This window comes from Mesorhizobium comanense (genome assembly GCF_005503535.1).
Classification (GTDB): Bacteria; Pseudomonadota; Alphaproteobacteria; order Rhizobiales; family Rhizobiaceae; genus Mesorhizobium; species Mesorhizobium comanense.
In genome coordinates this window covers 1-24,875 of record NZ_SCNN01000017.1, presented here as the reverse complement: position 1 = coordinate 24,875, position 24,875 = coordinate 1, and the positions used below count along the sequence as shown (strand labels likewise).

The following is a 24,875-nucleotide window of genomic DNA, read 5'->3' as shown; positions in this document are numbered from 1 at the left end:
AGCGGCGCATGAACGCCCAGAGGGTCAGACGGGATTGATCAGAATTCCTGCTTCGCGGGCCGCGGCCCAGAAAGCCTTTCGGGCATTCGAGGCAAGCTTCTTTCCGGAAGCCGTGTCCATGCAGGCCTGCAGCGCCGCCCGATGCTTGTCGCCGCGCTTGCCGGGCCACCGGCGCAACAGGAAGTCGTTGCAGGTCTGGACATCCGCAATCTCGAAAGTGCCCCCGGCGGAGTCCGCCTGGACGAGGATGGGATTTTCAAATCGAGGATTGCTCATCGCTGTAGATAGTGCGCCGGCGCTGATTTAGCCAGGCAAATCGACAGCCGGAATGCTTTTCATCCCCGGCACCCCGGACATTGCGGCCTGCTGCCGGTTTCGTGGACATCGAGATTGGCTGTTGCCGCGCCTGGCCCGCGGCTCATCCCTTGGCCGGCTCTTCGTAGATACCGATGATCAGCAGCCACGCGCCCGAAATCAGGAAGGCGAACAAAACGATGGTTCCGAGCGCCGCGATGTAAAGGCCGACGGTGCGGCCGAGAACGAGCAGCAACGCGCCCGCGACTTCGGCCAGGTAGCAGATCGTGCCGCCCGCCAGCCGGGGCACGGTCAGCCCGATGGAACTCATCCCCGACATGATGGCGACGACATAGCCCCTGACGAAGATGAATGTCGCCACGAGCCACAGCAAAAGCCATTCGAGGCCGAGCGCCGGCAGATACTGACCGCCCAGAAGCGCCAGGCTGCAGGCCATGAAAATGGCGCTGAAGCCCGACAGCATGTTGATGGCCCGGTTCTTGTGCGTCGTGTTGCGCACGATGCGTTCGGGATTGATCGAGATGGCGACGAAGATCAGCCCGGCAAGCCCCGCCGCGCCGCCGCCCACCATGACGAAGAAGTTGCTCCACTGATCCAACATGACGCGCCCCTCGGATCCGGGCTCTAGCCGGCCGGGTGGAGGCTAGCATAGGTGGGTTCTCGGACTCTATGGGGTGGGAGGGGCGAGCGATTGGCCCGTGTGCGTTGAAACCATGCGCGTCCTGTCACCGCGCCGGCCGCTGGAATCCAAGAAATCGGGCGCTTTCGTCCAAAACTGGCGCCGCGCAATCGGAATAGTCTGCCCGGACACTGATCGGCGCCGGCCAAGAAGGAGCACAAGCTCCCGAGCGGCTTCGATCTTCCTGGCTTCCGTTCCAGAGGGCGGCGCGGAAGCTGCAACGCACCAATGGGAGACAGTTGTGGCTACAACGGCTCGTTCCGATACCACTCAATCCGAGAATTCCGATTTTTCGACGCGGCCCGTGCCGGTCGACCAGCGCATGTCGAAAGGCGCCTTGACGATGGCCTGGTGGGCGGTGTCGAGCGCGGTTTTCTATTTCGTCGTCGCGGCGGCCCTCGCGCAGGGTTTTGGCGCCATGAACGCCATCATCGGCATGCTGTTGTCGGTGGTGGTGTACGCCGTCATCAACGCCGTCATTGCCCGTTACGCCATCAAGACCGGGCTGTCGGTCGGCCTCTTCTCGCGCATCCTTTTCGGCAATGCGGGCGCGGCTCTCGCCACGCTGATCTTCTTCGCCACCGCCATCTACTACGCGGTCTTCGAAGGTTCGGTCATCGCCGTGGGGATCAGCACGGTCTTCCCGCGGATCTCCTATGAATGGGCGGCGCTCATCGTCATCCTCTACAGCGTTCCGCTGACCATGGGCTCGGTCCAGAACTGGCTCAACAAGCTGAACGGCGTCCTGCTGCCGCTCTACCTGATCGGCCTTGTCGCGGCGGTGGTGATGGCCATTGCCGAATATGGCTACTCGAATGCGTGGATGTCGCTCGGGCCGGCAGGGGGCGCTCCCGCCGGCGGCTGGTGGGATTGCTTCGTCTACTTCATGGGCGTGTGGATCTTGATGATGTACACGTTCGACTACGCCCGCTTCGGCCGCGAGGAAGACGCGCGCTATCACGCGCTGATCAATTTCGGCACGCCTTTCTATCTGATGGCGCTGATCGTCAACGGGCTGTTCGGCATATTCCTGGTCGCCACGGTGCCGATGCAGGGGGCGCTGTCGGAAGTGTCGGTGCTGCTTGCCCTGCTGAAACTGATGGGGCTTGCCGGCCTGCTGTTCGTGTGGGTGACGCAGACGCGCATCAACACGGCCAATTTCCATCTCGCCACCGTCAACATGGAGACCTTCTTCGGCGAGTTGTTCGGCGCCCGGTCCGCCAAATGGGTGTGGGCCCTGCTGGTTGGCGCCGCCGTCTATGTCCTCATGCTCGCCGACGTCTTTTCCTACCTGCTCCAGGCGCTGGCCTATCAAGGCATCTTCGTCGTCGCCTGGGTGGCGGTCGCCCTGACCCACATCCTGTCGTCGCGCTACGAAAAGATGTTCGGGGCAACCCTGGAATACCGCAGCGACCGCGTGCCGACATTCAATCCATGCGGGCTGGCCGCATGGTTCGCCGGCGCGGGCGTCGGCGTTGTCCTGCAGCAGATGGGCGGACTGACCGCCAGCTTCTCGGCCCCCGCCACCGCGATCGTGGCGGCCGGCATCTACTACTGCCTGCTGACGCAAGCCCAGCCCCACTGGTTCGTGAAGCGCGCAGCCTGACGCCGGCGAAGCGTCAGGCCTGTTTTCTCTGTCCAAGAAACGAGATAATACAATGACTTATCGTATTTCCGTCGACACAGGCGGAACATTCACCGACGTCGTCGTCAATGACGGCAACGGCAATTTCTCCATCGGCAAGTCGCTGACGACGCCCGACCGCATCTTCGAAGGCATGCGCAACGCGATGGTCAACGTCGCGCAGGACATGGCGATATCGCTCGAGAACCTCTTGGAGAACACCTCGCTGCTGATCTATGGCACGACCCGCGCGACCAATGCCATCGTGACCAAGACCGTGGCCAAGACGGCGCTGCTGACCACCGAAGGCTTTCCCGACATTCTGGTGCTCAAGGAAGGCGGCAAGTTCAACCCGCATGACTTCTCGCAGGACTATCCGCATCCCTATATTCCGCGGCGGCATACGTTCGAGATCGAGGAGCGGGTCGGATCGGAGGGGCAGACCGTCGTCCCCCTGAACGTCGAGCAGGCGCGCCGCACGATCAGCGAACTCGGCAAGCAGAAGTTCGAGGCGATCGCGGTCTGCCTTCTCTGGTCGATCGCCGATCCCGCCCACGAGCTCCAGCTGGGCGCCCTGATCGAAGAAATCCTGCCGGGAACACCCTATACGCTTTCGCATCAGTTGATTTCGGTCGTTCGCGAATATCGCCGCGCCTCGGCGACGGCGATCGACGCTTCGCTCAAGCCGCTGATGCAGGCGCATCTTCGCCACCTCGAAGACGACCTGCGCTTGGCCGGCTATCAGGGTGAAGTGCTGGTCAGCACGGCGGCGGGCGGTTGCAGCAGCATCGATGCCCTGATCGAGAAGCCGATCTACACGGTGGGATCGGGCCCGGCCATGGCGCCGATCGCGGCGAAAACCTATTCCGCCGTGGAAGGCATGGGCGAGGACGTCATCGTTTGCGACACCGGCGGCACGACGTTCGACGTCGGCGTGGTGCGCGACGGCCGGCTGACGTTCAGCCGCGACACCTGGCTCGGCCCCCGCTACACGGGCGACCTGCTCGGCATCTCCGCCGTGGACATGCGCTCGATCGGCGCTGGGGGAGGCTCCATCGCCTGGATCGACGATGGCGGCCTGATGCGCGTCGGCCCGATGTCGGCGGGCTCGGTCCCCGGGCCGGCGTGCTACGGCCGCGGCGGCACCAAGCCGACCGTATCCGACGCGGCGGTCGTGCTTGGATATTTCGATCCGGACTATTTTCTCGGCGGCCGCATGAAGCTCGATGTCGAGGCCGCGCGCCAGGCCGTGCACGGCGTGGCGTTGCGGATCGGCCTGACGATCGAGGAAACGGCCTTCCGGATCCTGGGTCTTGCAAGCGACCTCATGGTGCGCGCGATCGGCGACGTCACCATCAACGAGGGCGTCAATCCACGCGAGAGCACGATCGTCGCGGGCGGCGGCGCGGCCGGCATCAACATCATGCTGATCGCCAAGGAGCTTGGCTGCAACAAGGTTGTGCTGCCAAGCAGCGCTTCGGCGCTTTCCGCCTCGGGCATGCAGTTCGCCAACATCGTCGCCGAAGAGGCGCAGAGCCTGGTCACGCTCTCCAACCGCTTCGACGCCGTGCGTGTCAACGAAGTCCTCGACGACCTGGAGAACAAGCTGCATGGCTTCCGCCGCAGGCTGCCGGGCCGTGGCGATGCCTATGCCATAGAGCGAATCGGCGAGGCGCGCTATCTCGGCCAGATATGGGAGCTCGACACGCCGCTGCCGACGGACCGGTTCTTCGGCGATGACGACCTCGCGGCCTATGTCGGCGCTTTCCATGACGTGCATGAGAGGGTCTTCGCGGTGCGCGACCCGAACAGCCCGATCGAGACCGTCAGCTGGAAGGCCCGTCTCAAGGTCGCGCTGTCCGAGCCGCCGGTGCCGGCGCCGCGCGTCGAGTTCACGCAGGTGAAACCGAGCGCGACGGTGCGGCCCTGCTTCTTCGGCGAAAAGACGCCGCTCCAGGTTCCCATCTACAAGGCCGCCGACCTCGTGCGCGGCAGCCGCGTCCAGGGCCCGGCAATCGTCGAGGAATCGACGACGACGCTGGTCGTCTATCCCGACATGGCCGTGTCGGTCAGCGGCAACGGCCACTACCTCCTAGAAATCGCCTGATAAATCGCGCCCGCGAAGGATGAAATCATGAACGACATGACAGAAATCGATTTCGACCCATACATGACGGCGATCATTTCCAACCGCATCGACGGCATCATCCGGGAAATGACCAACACCTTGCTGCGCGCGGCCCGTTCGGGCGTCATCAACGGCGCGCGCGACTTCAGCTGTTCGATCTGCACCGGCGACAACCGGCTGCTGGCCTCGGCCGAGGGTTTGCCGATCCACATCTTCGGCAGCCATATGCAGACGCAGGCCATGTGCGACTTCGCCGGCGCGGAGCTGAGTGAAGGCGACTGCTACCTGCACAACGATCCCTATAGCGGCAACACCCATGCCGGGGATCACACCTATCTCGTTCCGGTCTTCGTCGACGGCGAGCATCTGTTCACGGCGGTCGCCAAGGCTCACCAGGCCGATATCGGCAACGCCTTGCCGACCACCTACATGGCCGGAGCCAAGGACCAGTACGCCGAGGGCGCGCTGATCTTCCCTGCGGTGCGCATCCAGCGCGCCTATGAGATGGTCGAGGATGTCGTGCGGATGTGCCGTTCGCGCATACGCGTCCCGGATCAGTGGTACGGCGATTTCCTCGCCGGCATCGGCGCGGCGCGGATCGCCGAGCGGCGGCTGAAGGAACTCTGCGCCAAATACGGTAAGGACCAGATCAAGGCGTTCGTGCGCCACTGGTTCGCCTATTCCGAACAGCGGATGATCCAGGCGATTCGCACGCTGCCCAAGGTGACGTTGAGGAATTCGGGGGCGCATGATCCGTTCGGCGATCTCCTGCCCGAGGGCATTCCGCTGAACGTGGCGATAGACATCGATCCGGAAAAGGCGCTCATCGAGATCGACCTGACCGACAATGTCGACAACGTCGAATGCGGGTTCAACGAAAGCGAGGCGTGCACCTCCGCATCGACCATCACAGGCATCTTCAATGCCCTCGATACCTCCGTGCCCCGCAACTTCGGGTCGTTCAGCCGGATCCGGCTGAAGCTGCGCGACGGCTGTGTGGCGGGACGCCCCAAATTTCCCCACAGCTGTTCGGTCGCCACCACCAATGTCGCCGACAGGCTGGTCAACATCGTGCAATCGGCGTTCGCCGAGCTTGGTGACGGCTGGGGCCTCGCGGAGGGAGGACTGGGCATGGGGGCGGGCTGCGCCGTCGTCTCCGGCAAGGACCATCGCGCCGACAATTCGGCCTATGTGAACCAGCTCTTCCTGGCCAATGCCGGCGGACCGGGTTCTCCCAATGCCGATGGCTGGATAACCTACGGGCTGCCGGTCGCGGCCGGGCTGATGTATCGCGACTCCGTCGAGATCGACGAGCTCAAGCATCCCATCGCCATCCGCTTCCTGCGCCTGATGCAGGGCACGGGCGGCGCCGGCAAGTTTCGCGGCGCACCGGCGATGGAGGTGGCCTACGGACCCAAGGAACAGCCGATGGACGTCATCTGGCCCTGCGACGGCACGGTCTATCCGCCCAAGGGGGTTCGCGGCGGCGGCGACGGCCTGCGCTGCAGGCACTGGAAGGTCGGCGCCAACGGGCAGGAGGAAGAGCTGCCCAACATCGCCGTGCTGAACATCCGCAGGGATGAGTATGTGAAGGGAAACCAGGCCGGCGGCGGCGGCTACGGAAGTCCGCTGGAGCGTGATCCCAGGCGCGTGCTGATCGACGTGATCGAACGCTACGAAACCCTGGAGCGCGCCAACGACATTTACGGCGTGGTGTTTTCCGGCACCGACCCCGACACGATGCGTGTCGACGAGGCGGCGACCGCCCGGCGGCGGGCGGAACTCGCCTGATAACCGTTCAGGCCGAATGAAGCTTGCGGTATTCGCCGGGAGACATCGAGGTCTCCTGGCGAAAAACCCGGCTGAAATAGGCCGGGTCGGCGAATCCCGCCAGATAGGAAATCTCCTGGACGGACTTGCTTTGCAGGTTCCTGTTCCTGAGCAATTGCTGCGCTTCGGTGACGCGCCGCCTGCGAATGACCTCGGTCACCGTCTCGCCGCGCTCGGCAAAGATCTTCTGGATGTAACGGGGCGACAGGCCCAGCCGCGCCGCTATCAGCGAACTGCCCAGATTCCTGTCGGATATGTGCTCCTCGACGAAATGCAATATGCGCTGCCGGTTGGCGAAGCGCACGGAGCTCTCATCCGACAGCGCGCCGCCCGGGACAGTTACCGCCAGCGCCAGAAGGTCGAAAAGAGTGTGCCGCAGGAACTTCGCCTCCGGGCCGCTCAAATGCGATCCATGCCGCGTGATCGAACCCAGGAACTCGTGGAACATCTGCACGAGAGGCTGCTCGCGCTGGCATTGCCGCGCCGTCATGTCGTCGATCCACGGCACCCTTTCGCGCAGCATCGCGGCGGGCAGGCGCAGCGCCGTGATCATGGTGCGCTCGGGCTGGCCGTAGACGTAGGGATCACCGGTGCCGATGAACGCAAGGTCGCCCGGCCGGACCTGGCAGTCGCGCGTCCGCTGGGTGAGGTAGAGGTTGTTGGAGGCGGTTATTGGCATCATGAAGAAGTCGTCGTCGCTGCGTCCGATATGGGTCGGGCGGCGGGTAACCGTCATGGGGTCGCTGTCGAGCACGCCGATTCGGATTTCGGCGACATCGTGGACCGACAGATGGCCGACACTGAAGGCCGTCGAGGGCGTGGAAAGGTCGAGAGGATAGTAATAGTTGTTGAGCGCGTCGCGCCACGCCGCCAGCCTCGACCCCACGCGAACGACTGAACTGATATCGACCTGCGTGACCGGCGCGCCCGCGTCGTGCCCTGCCATGTCGAAATCGAAGCTGGCTCGGTCCTGCATGATTTGTTCCCACAAACCGACTGCTTTGCATTCATGTCAGACGCAAAACCAGTTGGCTAACTTATTCATGTCGCGTTGGAATGTAACGCAATTCCTGTGCCAATCACACAGTTTTGCGGCCCGGCCCGCATTCGGTGGCCATGGCGGGAGCTGCCGGTGAGGGGCGCAAAAACCCTCGCATTAACCATTTGTTAACCATTCGGCGGCCACTTTTAACCATTGAGTAAGGATTCGCCCGGCCGTGACCTTTGCCGCTCCCGTTGAGACCAAATCCATCCGTTTTCGCGCCCGTTCCTTCGTCGCTTTCACGCTGACGCCGGAGGCGCCCATCACCGACTGGCTGGAGGGGCTCGATCACTGGATCGCCAATTCGCCGGGCTATTTCAATGGCCGGCCGGTGGTGCTCGATCTCAACGTCCTGCAGCCCGTTGCGGCCGATATCGGCTTGCTGGTGGCCTCGCTGGCGGGGCGGGGCATCCGGGTCTACGCCATCGAGCTCGAGGGCGCTTCGCTGGGGCTTGACCTGCCGCCGCTGCTGGCCGGCGCCAAGGAGGCGACGGCCGAGGGGCTGCTTGGCCGCGCGGCGCGCAAGGCACGGGCGGAGGAACTGGAAGCCGCCGTGGAGCAGGGGCAGGCCGTGCCGCTTGAGGCGCCTGCCGCAGCGGTCTCGCCGGCAGCGGTTTCGGCCGACACGGCTCTCCAGGACGGGATTTCCGGGGATGTGGCCTCCCACGATCAGGAGGCGGACCCCGCGCTGGCGGGACTGGAAGCGATCAGGATCGAGCCCGCCACGGCGGAGTTCGCTAAAGCGGGATCTGGCAAGGCGGGATCGGGCAAGACGCGGGCAAACAGGGCGGAGGCGGCAGGATCGGGGCAGGGCGCCGTCCACCAGCCGGGCGAGCCAACGGCGGGCACGCTGATGATCAAGACGCCGATCCGTTCGGGGCAGTCGGTGTTCCATCCGCATGGCGATGTCATCGTGCTGGGCTCGGTCGCGTCCGGATCGGAGATCGTCGCCGGCGGGTCGATCCATGTCTACGGCACGCTTCGCGGCCGCGCGATCGCCGGTTCGGAAGGCAATATCTCGGCGCGCATCTTCTGCCGCAGGAACGAGGCGGAACTGCTGGCGGTCGACGGCTGGTACACGACCGCCGAGGAGATGGAAGGCGTGTCGCGCGGCAAGGCGGTGCAGGCCTTCCTCGAGAACGACGCGCTGTGCGTGATGCCGCTCGGCTGAGGCGCCGGCGGCGGGACGCAAGCTTCGGGCCGGCTTCGCATGCGAAGGTCGGCGGTTGAGACAGGGTGCCGTGCCGGTCACGGCGGGACTAGAACATAAAAATGCCAACGGAGGCTGGATATATGGGCAAGGTAGTGGTGGTCACCTCGGGCAAGGGGGGCGTCGGAAAGACGACTTCGACGGCCGCGCTCGGCGCCGCCGTGGCCAAGACCGGCAAGAAGGTGGCGCTCGTCGATTTCGACGTCGGCCTGAGGAATCTCGATCTCATCATGGGCGCCGAGCGCCGCGTGGTGTTCGATCTCGTCAACGTCATCCAGGGCACGGCCAAGCTGTCGCAGGCGCTGATCCGCGACAAGCGGCTGGAGACGCTCTATCTGCTGCCGGCCTCGCAGACCCGCGACAAGGACGCGCTGACCGAAGAAGGCGTCGAGGAAGTCATCGGTCGCCTGCGCCAGGTGTTCGACTATGTGTTCTGCGACAGCCCGGCCGGCATCGAGCGCGGCGCCCAGCTTGCCATGCGCTTCGCCGACGAGGCGGTCATCGTCACCAATCCGGAAGTGTCGTCGGTGCGCGATTCCGACCGCATCATCGGCCTGCTCGATGCTCGCACCATGCGCGCCGAGCAGGGCGAGCACATCGCCAAGCACGTGCTGGTGACGCGCTACGACGCGGCCCGCGCGGCGCGCGGCGAGATGCTGTCGATCGACGACGTGCTGGAAATCCTGTCGGTCCCGCTCATTGGCATCATCCCCGAGAGCCAGGACGTGCTGCGCGCCTCCAACCTCGGCGCGCCGGTGACGCTGTCGGAGCCCATCAACGCCGCCGCCAAGGCCTATCTCGAAGCGGCACGCAGGCTGGAAGGCGAGGATCTGCCGGTCGTCGTTCCCTTCGAGCGCAAGGGCTTCCTCGACCGGCTTCTGGGAAGGAGGGCGGCATGAGCATCCTCGACCTCTTCAAGCGGCGCACCAGTGCGCCGGTGGCGCGCGAGCGGCTGCAGGTGCTGCTCGCTTACGAGCGCCGCAGCCGCGCCCAGCCCGACCTCGTCTCCATATTGCGCGAGGAGATCATGGCCGTCATCGCCAAGCATGTGCAGATCGATCAGGACTATCTCCAGGTGTCGATGGACCGTGGCGAGACCATGTCGACGCTGGAAATCGACATCCAGATCCCCAACAAGAGCCCCGTGCCGCTGGCCATGGCGGGCTGATAGCGAAGGCGATCTCCCCCTCGAGGGGAGATGTCCGCGAAGCGGACAGAGGGGGTCGTTGCGCGTAACGCGCCGCCCCTCTTTTTTTGTCGCAGAAAGCGGCTAGCGCCCGGTCGAACCGACCCCTTCGGCGACATCTTCCCCTCAAGGGGGGAGATCCAGGAGAGGCAGGGCCCGTCGCCGCCCTGCTGCGTCCAGGTTTGCCGCGCCTGCCTTCGATGTTGGCCGCAGCCATCATTGACATCGGCCAAATTTAAGGTCTCACTAATGTTTGTAGCCTGCGATTACAGACATTGGGGGCAACAATGCCGGACATCGGGAAAGCAGTGCAGGACCTGACCAAGGCCGCCCAGGACTATGGCGCGGCGCGGCGAGAGGAAGAAGCGGCACAGACGGATGAAGAAGCCCAACTGGCGGCGATGAAGGCCGCGAGCAAGGCGGTGATGCGCGCCAAGGGCAAGGAGGCGACCGCGGCCGCTGGCCGCGAGTTCCACCGCGTCGAGGCGCTCTGGCGGGCCGCCAACACAAGGCGCAAGAAAGCCACGCTAGCGCGCATGCTGGCGGAAAAGAAATTCCGCGAAAAGATGCGCAAGTTCAACGAAGCGATGTGGGCGCTGATGTCGCCCTGAGTCAATCACATCCCCCGACATCCGAAGGGGCGAACGGGGGGGCAGCCTGCCTTAGCGCCTTGCCTAAATGACCGGTCGGGCAGACCACTTTTCGGTCAGCACGATGGCTGCGCCAATGACAATCCCCAGGATCAACCCTACAGGAAGCCCGTAGGCCGCACCCCCGCTGATCATAATCGCCGGGTCGTGAAAATTCTGCTCCAACTGATGGGTAATGAACTGCACGATGCCCAATGCATAGAGCGGCCCGAACACGATGACCGCTGCAAGGCAGCCGAACAGCATGGCGGCAAGCGCGGCCAATGCACTGGATCCCAGGCGCTTGGCATTCAGACGCTCGAAATCGAAATTGACGATCGAAAAGATGATGATCGAGGCGCCGATGATGGAGCCTGGAACAAGATATCCCGGCGTGACCTGCGGCCGATCAAGGCTGCCGAAATATCCCATGAGGAATGGTGCGGTGATCACCCCGGTGAGCATGCCGCCGCAAGCCGCGCCAAGCAGGATACTTGTGCGGCTAGGTTGCTGGATAAACTTCAGCCGGCGGTTCGACCATTTGAGCCGGGTGAGGAAGATACAAGTGCTCCCTAGCAGGCAAGCAATCAGTGCAGCGGCAATTGCCATCTCCGTCGTCAGGATGCCGAGCGACACCGGCATCCGGGCGGCTCCCTGATCGTACTTCTGCAGCCATGCCATGTAGTAGGGCACGCTGATGCACAGTGCCGCAAGTTGCGCGCCAAGATAGCCCCCAACACCCCCCTTTTGGAGACTCAGGAGCAGATGGTCACGGACCGTCCTTTCCTCGTCGTTGGAGTATTCAAAGTTTCCACGAAGGCGCGAATAGACGCTCTGCATGCCGAACAACAGGATGATCAGCGAGATCAATGGCAGCGTGGCAGCTGCTGTCAATTGGTTCCAACTGGCGTTATGTGTCGCGAGGACCAGTGAATAGGAGGTCAAACAAAGCAGAAGACCGATCAGTGCCATGATGTTTCCGAGGAAAAGCAGAAGCGATCCGGGATTGAAGAAGAATGGATCTGTAAGTGACGAGTTGTCCCACGTTCGCTGCTGGTTCTTGGTTATCGACAAGACCTCCTTGCGGACACGTGCCATAAGATTGGCAAGGGGCAGGTCCACCGCATCCATGTTGCTGACAAGAGCCCGGGTGAACGGGCTCATCTTCCCTGTGCCGTCATAAGCGAATTGGCCAGGTGCGGCTGCAAAGGCAATGAAGGTATTTCTGTTTCGATCTGCCTTCATCTCGCCAAACCCGGAAACTGTGAGCGCGTCGCCCTCTACAGGACGACCGCCGACAAGCAACGCTTTCGCGTCATCGAGATTGGCGAGGCCGCGCGTGCCTATGACCCGCTGCGCGCCGGGGTTGTTACGACAGGCATCCAGAAGGATGAGGGTGACGTCGCTCGACATCTCGTCGATGATCGGCTGAACCTGGATCATGCGCGAAGCCAGTTGCTCGCCATGTTGATCGAAGTCGATCGGGACCACATAGTTCTGATCCTCGACCTGTAGGCCGTGGCCAGAAAAATAGAAAACCCCGACTGACGCCTGTTCCAGCTTTAGCGTTCCGACGAAATTCTTTATCGCCGATCTCATATCGTCCCGCGTGCCATTCTCCAGTTTGGTCACATCGAACTTCAATGCGGCGAGTGTGTCAGACATCGCCGTCGCGTCATGGCATGGATTTGCAAGCGCCATGTCTCCGTTGTAGGCGGCGTTGCCCATGACCAGTGCATATTTGCCCCCAGCCATCGTCCTCCCCCTCTACAAACGAGCCGCTCCTTCGACGTGAATGGACCTCACGTCCTAGACGAATACATCCGGCTCCGTTTTCCACTGTTCCCAACTGATCTTCATGTCAGCCGGGAAGCGCTTCAGAACTCGTTTCTCGCCATTCGCCCTGGCCTTGGCGTTGGCTTGCCAAGCGCTCTCTCCGCCCACTCGGACGCCGCCGTAAATGGTGGTAATGGTGACCGTCGCGACGCCGAGATCCTCCATGGCGCCCTTCAACACTTCATCCGCATCCTTGCGGTCGCAGGGCTGAAACCAATAAAGGTAATCGTGAATAATCGCAGGATAGCTGTAAGCGGCAGTTTTTGGCAGCAATGTCCAGAATGCCGGCGGAATGCTGGCCAAATCTGTTACGAAACCAACAGGGACGTCCACTGTACGTTTCGGATCGGTATTTGAGCGCCACTCCAATGGGTCTCTAGTATAGTAGTAATTCCAGTCGGAGAACGCCACGACCGCAGCAGGCGGCCCCATGAATCTCTTTCGCTCCCCAGGCCATGCTATGCGCATGAAATCCTGTAGGTCGCGGTTGGAAGATATTGCCACCCCGGTCATGGCTAAAAACCGTGTTTTTCTGAAGGGTAATTAGCGATCTCTCATATAAAAGCATATTCTAGCTAGACACAAAATAGGGCACGAGCAATTTTTGCCGATCTACTTCGAGGTGCTTTTATCTGCGTTGCTATCTACCTGGAGGATTGCGCCAACGCCCCTCACACCGCCTTGAACACCACGGTCTGCGCCAGGCCGCCGCCGAAGCGGTTTTCCAGCGTCACGGTGCCGCCGTAGCGCTCGATGATTTCCTTGGCGATGGCGAGGCCGAGGCCCGCGCCGGGGATGGATTGCTGGCGGCCGGGGTCGACGCGGAAGAAGGGTTCGAAGGCCTTGTTGATGAGGTCGGGCGGGATGCCCGGCCCGATGTCGCAGATCGAGAGCACGGCGCGCTGGTCCGCGGCGGTGAGCGAGATGGTGCAGGCCCGGCCGTGGGTGGCGGCGTTGACGATCAGGTTGCGCAGCGCCCGGCGCAGGCCGAGCGCGCCGGCGCGCACCGAGACGGCGTCCAGCCGCTCGATCGACACGTCATGGCCAAGCGTGGCCATTTCATCCGAAATGTCGCGCACCATCTTCTTCAGATCCAGCGGTTCGACGGCGTCCTGGTTCACCTCCTCGCGCACCAGGCGGATGGCGCTGTCGGCGATGCGGTCGAGTTCGTCCAGGTCGTGCAGCCACTTGTCGCGGTCCTCGTCCAGGAATTCGGCGCGCAGCCGCATGCGCGTCATCGGCGTGCGCAGGTCGTGGCCGGCGGCGGCCACCAACCGCATGCGGCTTTCCATCGACGTCCTCAGCCGCGACGACAGCTGGTTCAGCGCATGCGCCGTGGCCTTGACTTCGGCCGAGCCGACTTCCGGCACGGCCGCCAGCACGCCGTCCGAGCCGATCTTGGAGACGGCGGCCTCCAGCATCTCCAGCGGACGGATCAGCACCGAGGTGAAATAGACCGAGACGGCGGTCGCGCCGGCCACGATCAGCGAGATCCAGCCGGCCAGCACCAGCCATTCACGACCGGGCGGCTTCAGATGCGGCATCTTCATGATCGCCCAGCGGCCGTCGGGCAGATGCACCGATGCGATCTGCCCGGGCTCGTCCGGCTTCTCGGTGACGACGGCCGTCAGGGAGAAGCCGCGGCGCTGCAGAATATCGTTCAGCATCGTCGTTTCCGGGCGGTCGACCTTGCCGCCGGCCGGCTGGTCGGTGAATTCCACGCGCAGCACGTCCGGGATGGGGCCGGGCAGCAGCCGCAGCACCAGTTCCATCTGCTGGGCGACCCAGGGCACGGTCAGTTCCGGCGGCGGCCCGCCGCCGCGCACGCTGATGACGGCGGCGGTGGCGAGGCCGACGACGCCGACGATGGAAGCGACGAGCAGGACGATGAGGCGGCGGCGCAGCGAATTCACGCTTCGATCTCCACGGCCTCGACGCGCGCGGTGAGCTGGTAGCCGCCATTGCGCACCGTCTTGAACAGCGGTCCGTCGCCGGCCTCGGCGAATTTGCGGCGCAGCCGGCTCATCAGCACGTCGACGGAGCGTTCGAGCGGGTCGCGCTCGCGGCCCTGCGTGAGGTCGAGCAACTGGTCGCGCGACAGCAGCCGGCCGGGACGGTCGAGGAACACCTGCAAAAGGTCGAACTCGGCGCCGGTGAGATCGACGAGGTCGCCTTGCGCGTCGATCACCTTGCGCGTGTCCGGCTCCAGACTGTAGCTGGCAAAACGGTAGATTCGGGCGCGCGGCGCGGCGGGCGCGTCCTCGGGGGCGGCGCGCCTCAGCACGGCGCGGATGCGGGCGGTGAGTTCGCGCGGGTTGAACGGCTTGCCCAGATAGTCGTCGGCGCCGAGCTCCAGGCCGATGATGCGGTCGACATCTTCCTTCAGCGCCGTCAGCAGGATGACGGGGATGTGCGGCTTGCGGTCGCGCAGGCTGCGGCAGATGTCGAGGCCGGAGCCGTCCGGCAGCATGACGTCGAGCACCATGAGGTCGAACTGGCCCGTCGCCAGCTTCTGTTCGCACTCGCGCCGGTCGGCCGCGACGGAGACGCGGAAACCCTGGCCGTCGAGATAACGGCCAAGCAGCGTGCGGATCTCGCGGTCGTCGTCGACGACAAGGATATGGGGTTGTGACTGCATCGTGCCTGACCTTGTCCCTGATCATGGGGCCCGTGATCATGGGGCTCGATGCCGATTATAGGGAGAGCGCGCGCCAGCGGCATGGAAAATTGCAACGCAATGTTGCTGGCGGGCCGGTGGAAACATTCGGAAACAAATTGCCCCTTTGCGGAAACCTTCGGCAACACGCCGACGCGAAGCGGACAAACAGCCTTCCTATCCTCCTGATCGTCCGAAGCATGGATGAAAGGAACCACATCATGCGCAACAGACTTCTTGCGCTCGGCCTGTTTTCCCTCGCCGCCATCCACCCCGCTTTTGCGGCGCAGCCCGATCCCGGCGGCGCGCCCGGCGAGGCGCCGCCCATGCCACCAATGATGGCCATGCAGGGCGGTCCCGACCTCGGTCCCGGCCCGCACGGCCCGATGCCGCATGGTCCGAAAGGCTTTGGCCCGGCACACTTTGGCCCGGGAGGCTTCGGGCCGGAAGGCCCTGGTCCCCGCCGCATGGGACCGCCGCCGGAATTCATGCTGGCCGCGCGGCTGGCGGCGCTGGAAACGCGCGTCGGCATCCGCTCCGAACAGCTCGACGCCTGGCGCGACTACACCAGCGCGCTGCAAGCGGTGCTTGCGCCGCCGCGCCATGATCGCGGCCCCGGCGGCACCGGAGGTCCTGGCGGGCCGGATGGTGGGCCTCAGGCGAAAGGCCCCGATGCGGGACCCGGCGGCAAGGCCGATCCCTTCGCATTCCAGGAAAGGCTGGCCGACGACGTCACGGCCCGCGCGGCTTCGGCGGCCAAGCTGAAGGACGCGATCACGGAACTGCGCGCCAAGCTCTCGCCCGAACAGCTCGAAATCCTCGCTTCGGCGGAACGCCCCCATGGACCACCCCCCGGTCCCTGGGGCGGTCCGCCGAATGATGCAGCCGGCCCAAGAGGCCTGCCCAATGAAGGCGGCCCGCCACCCCAGCCCGGGAATGGCGAGCAGCTCTGACCGGCTGCGCCGGCCAGCCCGGTACCCAACCCGTTCTCGGGCTGGCCGGAACTTCCCGGATGGCGCGCGTAACTGCGCCATCCGGTTCAAATCATGGCTGGCCCGATCAGGGCCTGCTTTTGAACCCATCGAACTGGAAGCACGCCAATGTGGGAAGCCCTGATGCTGCTGCGGCTGATCGCATCGGCCAGCCCAAGATACTTGCCGCGCGACAATCACGCAGCCCAGCCGCAGGTGCCGTCTTCCCCCGCACTGAAGGGCGCCATTCGCCTGAGCTTCGCCGCCTTTCGCCTGTCGCTGCCGCTTTCGCAGCGGACCAACGGCCATGGACATCATGACCGCAAGATCGCGTAAAACCTATGTCGTGCTCGCGGCCGTGCTGATCGTGCTCGCCACAATGGCGGCGCTGAAGGCCTATGGCCGCGCGACGACGGCCGAGGCCGCCGCGCCGGCGGCTTCGGCGCTGAAGGCCGCGACCTTGACCGTTACGGTAGAGAAGGCGCGCGCCGAGCCTGTCACGTCGTCGATCAGCGCCACCGGCACCGTCGCTGCCTGGCAGGAAGCGACCATCGGCGCCGAGGAGAGCGGATTGCGGCTGACCGACATGCTGGTCACGGAAGGCGACAGCGTGCGCGCCGGCGATGTCGTGGCGCGGCTCGACGCCTCGCTGCTCAAGGCGCAACTGGCGGAGCAGAAAGCCGCCGTCACGCAGGCTCAGGCCACGCTGGACTCGGCCGTCTCCGCGGCCGCCCGCGCCAGCAAATTGCTGGCAAGCAACGCCATCAGCACGGAGACGGCGGAAGACAGGGCGACGGCCGTAAAAACCGGACGGGCGCAGGTCGAGCAGGCGCAGGCCGCCGCCGACCGGTTGCAGGCCGAGCTTGACCGCACCACCATCCGCGCGCCTTTCGACGGCATCATCTCCAGCCGCCCGGCGGTGACCGGCTCCATCGTGCAGGCCGGCACCGAGCTGATGAAGATCATCCGCGCCGGCAGGCTCGAGGCCGGCGTGCTCGTTCCCGAAAAAGACCTGCCGGCCATTTCGGTCGGGCAGGCCGCCGATGTCGTCGACGCGGCCGGCCGCCATTTCGCGGGCAGCGTCTCCTCGATCGGCCAGACGGTGAATTCGACGACGCGGCTCGCCACGGTCTATGTCGCGCTTGGCGAAGGCTCTGGCCTGAGGCCCGGCATGTTCGCCCGCGTGTCGATCGCGGGTGCGGCCGCGCAACAGCTGAGCGTCGCTGAGGCCGCGCTGGTCTGGCAGGACGGCAAGCCGGCGGTGTTCGTCGTCGATGCTTCCGGCAAGGCCGCCATGCGCCCGGTGACGACCGGCACCCGTCACAATGGCCGTGTCGCGATCGAAAGCGGGCTCGCGCAGGGCGACGATGTCGTGGTCGCCGGGGCCGGCTTCCTCAGTGACGGCAACCTCGTGCGCGTCGCCGCCGATACCGCCGAAGCGGCGCAGGCCGGGGATGGCGCACAGGCGGCGGAGGCGTCGCGATGAACGCCATTTCCTCCTGGTCGATCCGCAACCCGGTGCCGACCATCGTGCTGTTTTTGTCGCTGACCATTGCCGGCCTGTGGGGCTTTTCCCACCTGCGCACCAACAACATGCCCGACATCGACCTGCCGACGGTCACCGTCACGGTATCGCAGCCGGGCGCCGCGCCAAGCGAGATGGAAGTACAGGTCGCCCGCGTCATCGAGAACACGGTGGCGACGCTCGAAGGCGTCGACGACGTCTCGACCTCGATCGGCGAGGGTTCTTCCGTCACCACGGTCGAGTTCACGCTCGGCACCGATCCGGAGACGGCCGCCAACGACGTGCGCAACGCCGTCTCGCAGGTGCAATCCAGCCTGCCGGCGGCGGCCCTGACGCCGGTCGTGGCCAAGGTCAACGCATCAGGCAATTCGGTGCTGACCTTCGTCGTCGAGGCGCCGACGCTGTCGCCAGATGCGCTGAGCTGGTACATCGACAACGATGTCGCCAAGGTGCTGCTCGGCGTCGACGGCGTCTCCAAGGTGACGCGCTCGGGCGGCGTCGACCGCGTCATCCGCGTCGCGCTCGACCCCGACCGGCTCGCCGCGCTCGGCATCAGCGCCGGCGATGTCAGCCAGACGCTCGCTTCCAACAACGTCAACCAGCCGGGCGGCCGCACGACCATCGGCGGGCAGGAACAGTCGGTGCGCACGCTGGCGAGCGCCACCACCGTCGAGGCGCTGGCCGACACGCGCATCGCACTCACCGGCGCCGGCGACGTCAGGCTCAAGGATCTCGGCACCGTCACCGACAGCTGGGAAAAGCCGCGCCAGGCGGCCTATTTCGACGGCCGGCAGGTCGTCGCCTTCAATGTCTACCGCTCGGTCGGATCGAGCGAGATCGACGTGGTCAAGGCGGCGCGGGCGGCGATCGCCGAAATGGGCGCGGGGACGACCGTCGCCAAATTCACCGAGGTCACCTCGTCCTCCGGTTTTGTGCAGGAGAGCTACGATGCCGCGCTCGAGGCGCTGTGGCTCGGCGCGCTGCTGGCGGTCGGCGTGGTCTGGCTGTTCCTGCGCGACATCAGGGCGACGCTGGTCTCGGCGGTCGCCATGCCGCTGTCGCTGATCCCGACCTTCGCGGTGATGGTGGCGTTCGACATCTCGCTCAACAACATCACGCTTCTGGCGCTGTCGCTGGTGGTCGGCATCCTGGTCGACGACGCGATCGTGGAGATCGAGAACATCGTTCGCCATATGCGCCAGACCGGCGCCAGCGCCTACCAGGCGGCGATCGAGGCGGCCGACGAGATCGGGCTGGCCGTGGTGGCGACCACGGCAACGATCGTGGCGGTTTTCGTGCCTGTCGCCTTCATGCCGGGCATTCCGGGAAAGTTCTTTTTTTCCTTCGCCGTCGCGGTCTGCGTCTCGGTGCTGTTCTCGCTGCTTGTGGCGCGCATGCTGACGCCGCTGATGGGCGCCTATCTGGTGCGCGCCGGCGGCCACGACGAGGACGACATGCCGCGCTGGGTGCCGACCTATCTATGGCTGCTGCGCAAGGCGCTCGACCATCGCTGGATCACGCTCGCCGCCGGCATCGCCTTCTTTGCCGGGTCGATGATGCTGGCCACGAAACTGCCGACGGAGTTCATGGCGGCGGCCGATCGCGGCCGCTCGATGATCTCGGTCGAATTGCAGCCGGGATCCACGATCGAGCAGACCACCGCCGTGGTGCAGGACATCACCAGGCGCCTCAGGGACGAGCCGGCCGTCGACAGCATTTTCGCCACCATCGGCACGGCCGCGTCTTCCGGCGGCGGCCCCAACCAGGGCTCGAGCTCGGCCGAGGTGCGCACCGCCAACATCACCGTCAACCTGAAGCCGCGCGGCGAACGCGCGATGAGCCAGCAGCAGTTCGAGGCCGAGGCCTCGCCGAAGCTCAACGAGGTTGCGGGCGCGCGCATCCAGTTCGGCGCCGACGGTTTTGCCGGCGCCAAGGTGGCGATCACGCTGGTTGCCGACGACGGCGCCGCGCTGGAGAAGGCGAGCGCCGAACTGATCGAGCAGATGAAGTCGGTGCCGGGGCTGATCAACCCGAAGTCGACGGCGGCGACGACCAAGCCGGAATTGATCGTGCGGCCCGACAGCGCCAGGGCCGCCGCGCTTGGCGTGACGCCGACCGAGATCGCCTCGATGGTGAAGATCGCCACCATCGGCGACACCGACACCAGCCTTGCCAAGTTCAATCTCGGCGACCGCCAGGTGTCGATCATGGTGACCTTGCCGGACGGCGCGATCGACGATCCCGCCAAGCTGGCGGTGCTGCCGCTTACCGGCGCCAAGGGCACCGTGCCGCTCGGCGCGGTCGCCGACATCGGCTTCAACGCCGGGCCCAACAGCATCACGCGGGTGGGGCGCAGCCGCAGCGCCACGATCGAGGCAGACCTGTCGGACCTGACGCTCGGCCAGGCGACCTCGGCGATACGCGCCTTGCCTGTCATGCGCGACCTGCCGGCCGGCGTGCACGAATTGTCGCGCGGCGACGCCGCGCGCATGCAGGAGCTGTTCTCCGGCTTCGCCACCGCGATCGCCGCGGGCATCCTGCTGATGTACCTGACCCTGGTGCTTCTGTTCCGCGGCTTCGTGCAGCCGGTGACCATCCTGGTCGCGCTGCCGCTCTCCGTCGGCGGCGCGCTCGGCTTCATGCTCATTACCGGCAAGGCGCTTGGCATATCGCCGCTGATCGGGATATTGATGCTGATGGGCATCGCGGCCAAGAACTCGATCCTGCTGGTAGAGTACGCCCTGGTCGCGGAGAAGGAGCGTCGGATGAGCCGCTTCGAAGCACTGCTCGACGCCGCCCGCAAGCGGGCGCGCCCCATTGTCATGACATCGATCGCCATGGGCGTCGGCATGCTGCCGATCGCGCTCGGCATCGGCGCCGATGCCGAGACGCGCGCGCCGATGGCGATCGCCGTCATCGGCGGCCTTATCTCCTCGACCGTGCTCAGCCTTGTCTATGTGCCGGTCGTCTACACTTTCATGGACGACCTCCAGCGCTTCCTCGGCCGGCATCTCTCCCGGCTGCTCGTCGAACGATCCGATGCCGACCGCCAGGCGGCGACCGCAACCCCAGCGAAAGATCCAGACCATGCCTATCCCGTCTAATCATTTTGCGCTGCCGATGCGCCGCCGCCTCGCGCCATGGGCTGGCATGGCCTGCGCGGCTTTCCTGCTGGCGGCCTGCTCGCAGGAAGGAAGCAAGGCGCCGGCCGGCATGGGCGGCGTCGGCAAGCCGGAGGTCGGCGTCGTGACGCTGCATCCGCAATCGGTGGCCATCACGGCGGAACTGCCCGGCCGCACCGCCGCGTCGCTGGTCGCCGAGGTGCGTCCGCAGGTCGACGGCATCATCCAGCAGCGCCTTTTCAAGGAAGGCGCCGAGGTTGTCGTGGGCCAGCCGCTCTACCTGATCGACCCGGCCAGCTACCAGGCGGCCTATGACAGCGCGCTGGCGGCGCAGCAGAAGGCGGAAGCGGCGGTGCCGACCGCGCAAGCGAAGTTCGACCGTTATGCCGGGCTGTTGAAGCAGAACGTTGTTTCCAAACAGGATTACGACGATGCCGCCGCCACGCTGGCGCAGGCGCAGGCCGATGTCGCCTCGGCCAAGGCGAGCGTCGAGACCGCGCGCATCAGCCTCAACCGCACCTCGGTCACCGCGCCGATCGCCGGCCGCATCGACAAGTCGACGCTGACGCCCGGCGCGCTGGTGACAACCAACCAGTCGACGGTGCTGACCACCATCCGCTCGCTCGACCCGATCAATGTCGACGTCACCCAGTCGAGCACCAACCTGCTCAACCTGCGCCAGGCGATCTCGGAAGGGCGGCTGAAATTCAGCGGCCCCAATGTCTCGGTAAAGCTGAAACTGGAGAACGGCACCATCTACCAGCAGACTGGCAAGCTGGAATTCGCCGGCGCCAATGTCGACCAGACCACCGGCACCTTTGCGCTGAGGGCCGAATTCCCCAATCCCGACCGGCTGCTGCTGCCCGGAATGTATGTGCGCGCGCTGGTCGAGGAGGGCGTTGCGCAAAACAGTTTCCTGGTGCCGCAACGCGGCGTCACCCGCAACACCAAGGGCGAAGCGACCGCCATGGTCATCAATGCGCAGGGCAAGGTCGAGACCCGCGTGCTCACCGTGCGCAACACGGTCGGCAACAACTGGCTGGTGGATTCGGGCGTCGGTGACGGCGACCGCGTCATTGTCGAGGGGCTGCAGCTGGTGCGCCCCGGCGGCGACGCCACCGGCGTCGAAGTGACGATCGACGAGGCGACCGGCGAGATCAAGGATCGCGCGCAGACCTCGTCGACCGCGCCCGCCACCTCCACCGTCGCCGACAGTGGCCAGAAGCCGGCGCAAGGCGCCTCGACCGGGAACTGAGCCATGTCAGGATTCTTCATCAACCGGCCGATCTTCGCCTGGGTGATCGCCATCGTGATCATGCTGGGCGGCCTGCTCGCGCTGCAATCACTGCCGATCTCGCAATATCCGCAGATCGCGCCAACCACGGTCAACATCAGCGCCACCTATCCGGGCGCCGATGCGCAAACGGTCGAGAACTCGGTGACCAAGGTCATCGAGCAGGGCATGACCGGCATCGACAATCTCGACTACATGACGGCGACATCGACCTCGACCGGGCAGGCCTCGATCACGCTGACCTTCACCAGCTCCGCCGATCCCGATACCGCGCAGGTGCAGACCCAGAACAAGCTGCAGCTGGTGCAGTCGCAGCTGCCGCAAGTGGTGCAGAGCAACGGCATCACCGTGTCGAAATCCTCGACCGGCTTCCTGATGGTCATCGGCTTCGTCTCCAGCGACGGCAAGATGAACTCGACCGATCTCGCCGACTATGTCAACGCTACCGTCAACGATACGCTGAAGCGCGTCGAGGGTGTCGGCTCCACGCAGCTGTTCGGCTCGGGCTATGCCATGCGCATCTGGCTCGATCCCGACAAGCTCGCCAAATACGCGCTGATGCCGAGCGATGTCGCGAGCGCCATCCAGGCGCAGAATACGCAGGTCTCGGCCGGCCAGCTCGGCGGCCTGCCGGCGCGCAAGGGCCAGCAGCTCAATGCCACGGTGACGGCCAAGAGCCGGCTGCAGACGGCCGAACAGTTCCGCAACATTATCCTGAAGAGCCAGACCGACGGCTCGCTGGTGCGGCTCAACGACGTCGCCACCGTGGAACTCGGCGCCCAAAGCTATACCACGCAGGCCAATTACAACGGCAAGCCGGCGGCGGGCGTCGCCGTCAACCTGGCGACCGGCGCCAACGCCATCAGCACGGCGGAAGCCGTGCGCTCGACGATCAACCGGCTGAGCTCGACCTTCCCGCAGGGCGTCGAGGTGGTCTATCCCTACGACACATCGCCCTTCGTGCGGCTGTCGATCGAGGAGGTGGTCAAGACGCTGGCCGAGGCGATCGTGCTGGTGTTCCTGGTGATGTTCATCTTCCTGCAGAATCTGCGGGCGACGATCATCCCGACCATCGCCGTGCCGGTGGTGCTGCTCGGCACGTTCGGCGTGCTGTCCCTGTTCGGGTATTCGGTCAACACGCTGACCATGTTCGCCATGGTGCTGGCGATAGGGCTTCTGGTCGACGACGCCATCGTGGTGGTGGAAAACGTCGAACGCGTCATGGCGGAGGAGGGGCTGCCGCCGAAAGAGGCGACACGAAAATCGATGAACGAGATCACCGGGGCGCTGATCGGCATCGCCACCGTGCTGTCGGCGGTGTTCGTGCCGATGGCCTTCTTCGGCGGCTCGACCGGCATCATCTACCGGCAATTCTCGGTGACCATCGTCTCGGCCATGGTGCTGTCCGTGCTGGTGGCGCTGGTGCTGACGCCGGCGCTGTGCGCCACCATCCTGCGGCCGCCGAAGGACCATGCGACGCAGACCGGTCCGTTCGGCTGGTTCAACCGGATGTTCGACCGCGGCACGACGGCCTATCGCGACGGCTCGCACGGCATCATCAACCGGGGCAAGCGCTTTCTCGTGGTGTTCCTGGCGATCGTCATCGGCATGGGCTGGATGTTCGCGCGGCTGCCCAGTTCCTTCCTGCCGGAAGAGGACCAGGGTATCCTGATCACCAGCGTGTCCCTGCCGGTCGGCGCCACGCAGGATCGCACCGAGCGCGTGCTGGCGCAGGTGACGGATCACTATCTCAAGGAAGAGAAGGACGCGGTCGAAGGCGTCTTCACCGCCTCGGGCTTCGGCTTCGGCGGCGCCGGGCAGAATGTCGGCATCGGCTTCGTGCGGCTGAAGGATTTCAGCCAGCGCAAATCTGCGGGTTCCGCCGCGCAGGCGATCGCCGGCCGCGCCATGGGCGCCTTCCGAGCGATCAGGGATGCGCAGGTGTTCGCGCTGGCGCCGCCGGCGATCCAGGGTTTCGGCAACACCAACGGCTTCGACTTCTACCTGCAGGACGTCAACGGCGCAGGCCATGATGCGCTGATCCAGACGCGCAACCAGCTGCTGGGCCTTGCCGCCCAGAGCAAGGTTCTGGCCAACACGCGTCCGAACGGTCAGGAGGACCAGCCGCAATTCTCGGTCGACATCGACCAGGAGAAGGCGAGCGCGCTGGGCGTGAGCCTCGCCGACATCAACAACACGCTGTCCAGCGCCTGGGGCAGCGACTATGTCAACGACTTCATCGATCGCGGGCGGGTGAAGCCGGTCTACATGCAGTCGGACGCCAATTTCCGCATGCAGCCGGAAGATCTCGACAAATGGCAGGTGCGCAATTCCAGCGGCGCCATGGTGCCGTTCTCGGCCTTCGCCTCCAGCCACTGGACCTTCGGTTCGCCCCGGCTCGAACGCTACAATGGTTCGGCGGCGGTCGAGATCCAGGGCGCGGCGGCGGCGGGCGTCAGTTCGGGCGCGGCGATGGACGAGATCGACAAGCTCGTCGCGCAGCTGCCGCCGGGCTACTCCCATGAATGGACAGGGCTGTCGCACCAGGAGCGGCTTTCGGGCAACCAGGCGATGGCGCTTTATGCAATCTCGGCGCTGGTCGTGTTCCTGTGCCTGGCCGCGCTCTATGAAAGCTGGTCGATCCCGTTCGCGGTCATGCTGTCGGTGCCGATCGGCATCTTTGGCGCGCTCGCGGCGGCGACGCTCTTCGGCCAGACCAACGACGTCTATTTCAAGGTCGGCCTGCTGACCACGATCGGTCTCGCCGCCAAGAACGCCATCCTGATCGTCGAGTTCGCCATCGAGCGGCAGGCGGCGGGGATGGGGCT

General features: G+C 65.1%; 20 protein-coding genes. 13 read left to right on the top strand and 7 right to left on the bottom strand.

The features are described 5' to 3' along the window. Positions 1-24 precede the first annotated feature (24 nt). Both FFS37_RS24760 and FFS37_RS24755 read right to left on the bottom strand, forming a co-directional pair. Entirely contained in the window at positions 25-276 is a 252-nt protein-coding gene (locus FFS37_RS24760) for a DUF982 domain-containing protein (RefSeq protein WP_137933600.1), read from the bottom strand. Between the two features lie 142 nt (positions 277-418). Further along, complete coding sequence (locus tag FFS37_RS24755; protein WP_137933599.1) at positions 419-916, bottom strand: hypothetical protein; 498 nt, start codon at positions 914-916, stop codon at positions 419-421. A 319-nt stretch (positions 917-1,235) separates the two neighbouring features. Between FFS37_RS24755 and FFS37_RS24750 the strand changes: the two genes are divergently transcribed. The 3 genes from FFS37_RS24750 to FFS37_RS24740 are packed head-to-tail and all read left to right on the top strand — an operon-like array spanning position 1,236 to position 6,537. Continuing rightward, on the top strand, positions 1,236-2,600 hold the full coding sequence (locus tag FFS37_RS24750) for a purine-cytosine permease family protein (RefSeq protein ID WP_137933598.1): 1,365 nt from the start codon (positions 1,236-1,238) through the stop codon (positions 2,598-2,600). A 52-nt stretch (positions 2,601-2,652) separates the two neighbouring features. Beyond that, complete coding sequence (locus tag FFS37_RS24745; protein WP_137933597.1) at positions 2,653-4,725, top strand: hydantoinase/oxoprolinase family protein; 2,073 nt, start codon at positions 2,653-2,655, stop codon at positions 4,723-4,725. Between the two features lie 27 nt (positions 4,726-4,752). Further along, on the top strand, positions 4,753-6,537 hold the full coding sequence (locus FFS37_RS24740) for a hydantoinase B/oxoprolinase family protein (protein WP_210240474.1): 1,785 nt from the start codon (positions 4,753-4,755) through the stop codon (positions 6,535-6,537). Between the two features lie 7 nt (positions 6,538-6,544). Here the strand turns inward: FFS37_RS24740 and FFS37_RS24735 are convergent, their stop codons facing one another. Continuing rightward, entirely contained in the window at positions 6,545-7,552 is a 1,008-nt protein-coding gene (locus FFS37_RS24735; protein ID WP_137933596.1) for a helix-turn-helix domain-containing protein, read from the bottom strand. Between the two features lie 241 nt (positions 7,553-7,793). On the opposite strand from FFS37_RS24735, the gene minC reads away from it, so the two are divergent. The 4 genes from minC (at position 7,794) to FFS37_RS24715 (ending at position 10,625) form a co-directional block, all read left to right on the top strand. Further along, complete coding sequence (gene minC, locus FFS37_RS24730; protein WP_137933595.1) at positions 7,794-8,789, top strand: septum site-determining protein MinC; 996 nt, start codon at positions 7,794-7,796, stop codon at positions 8,787-8,789. A 122-nt stretch (positions 8,790-8,911) separates the two neighbouring features. Continuing rightward, positions 8,912-9,727: a septum site-determining protein MinD gene (gene minD, locus FFS37_RS24725; protein WP_137933594.1), complete on the top strand. Its 816-nt coding sequence runs from the start codon at positions 8,912-8,914 to the stop codon at positions 9,725-9,727. Beyond that, positions 9,724-9,996, top strand: coding sequence for a cell division topological specificity factor MinE (minE, locus tag FFS37_RS24720; RefSeq protein WP_137933593.1), 273 nt, complete (start codon positions 9,724-9,726; stop codon positions 9,994-9,996). The genes minD and minE overlap by 4 nt, the downstream gene beginning before the upstream one ends. Before the next feature lie 305 nt (positions 9,997-10,301). Then, on the top strand, positions 10,302-10,625 hold the full coding sequence (locus tag FFS37_RS24715; RefSeq protein WP_137933592.1) for a hypothetical protein: 324 nt from the start codon (positions 10,302-10,304) through the stop codon (positions 10,623-10,625). Positions 10,626-10,688: 63 nt separating this feature from the next. Here the strand turns inward: FFS37_RS24715 and FFS37_RS24710 are convergent, their stop codons facing one another. The 4 genes from FFS37_RS24710 to FFS37_RS24695 form a co-directional block, all read right to left on the bottom strand. After that, complete coding sequence (locus tag FFS37_RS24710) at positions 10,689-12,398, bottom strand: caspase family protein (protein ID WP_137933591.1); 1,710 nt, start codon at positions 12,396-12,398, stop codon at positions 10,689-10,691. Between the two features lie 54 nt (positions 12,399-12,452). Next, entirely contained in the window at positions 12,453-12,992 is a 540-nt protein-coding gene (locus tag FFS37_RS24705) for a DUF1353 domain-containing protein (protein WP_210240473.1), read from the bottom strand. Between the two features lie 158 nt (positions 12,993-13,150). Next, entirely contained in the window at positions 13,151-14,392 is a 1,242-nt protein-coding gene (locus FFS37_RS24700) for an ATP-binding protein (RefSeq protein ID WP_137933590.1), read from the bottom strand. Next, a complete protein-coding gene (locus FFS37_RS24695; RefSeq protein WP_137933589.1) occupies positions 14,389-15,117 on the bottom strand; it encodes a response regulator in 729 nt (242 codons plus the stop codon). The genes FFS37_RS24700 and FFS37_RS24695 overlap by 4 nt, the downstream gene beginning before the upstream one ends. Positions 15,118-15,356: 239 nt before the next feature. On the opposite strand from FFS37_RS24695, the gene FFS37_RS24690 reads away from it, so the two are divergent. From FFS37_RS24690 to FFS37_RS24665, 6 genes are all read left to right on the top strand, one after another. After that, positions 15,357-16,088 carry a hypothetical protein gene (locus tag FFS37_RS24690; protein ID WP_137933588.1) on the top strand — a complete coding sequence of 244 codons (732 nt, stop codon included), beginning with the start codon at positions 15,357-15,359 and terminating at the stop codon, positions 16,086-16,088. A 162-nt stretch (positions 16,089-16,250) separates the two neighbouring features. Further along, positions 16,251-16,442: a hypothetical protein gene (locus FFS37_RS24685; protein WP_232375757.1), complete on the top strand. Its 192-nt coding sequence runs from the start codon at positions 16,251-16,253 to the stop codon at positions 16,440-16,442. Continuing rightward, positions 16,423-17,592 (top strand): efflux RND transporter periplasmic adaptor subunit, encoded by a 1,170-nt coding sequence (locus FFS37_RS24680; RefSeq protein ID WP_171026401.1) that lies wholly within the window; start codon positions 16,423-16,425, stop codon positions 17,590-17,592. Before FFS37_RS24685 ends, FFS37_RS24680 begins: the two co-directional genes overlap by 20 nt. After that, positions 17,589-20,735, top strand: coding sequence for an efflux RND transporter permease subunit (locus FFS37_RS24675; RefSeq protein ID WP_137933585.1), 3,147 nt, complete (start codon positions 17,589-17,591; stop codon positions 20,733-20,735). The genes FFS37_RS24680 and FFS37_RS24675 overlap by 4 nt, the downstream gene beginning before the upstream one ends. After that, positions 20,719-22,008, top strand: a complete 1,290-nt coding sequence (locus tag FFS37_RS24670) for an efflux RND transporter periplasmic adaptor subunit (RefSeq protein ID WP_171026400.1) — start codon at positions 20,719-20,721, stop codon at positions 22,006-22,008. The genes FFS37_RS24675 and FFS37_RS24670 overlap by 17 nt, the downstream gene beginning before the upstream one ends. Before the next feature lie 3 nt (positions 22,009-22,011). Beyond that, on the top strand, positions 22,012-24,875 hold a 2,864-nt coding region (locus FFS37_RS24665; RefSeq protein ID WP_137933584.1), incomplete at its 3' end, for an efflux RND transporter permease subunit.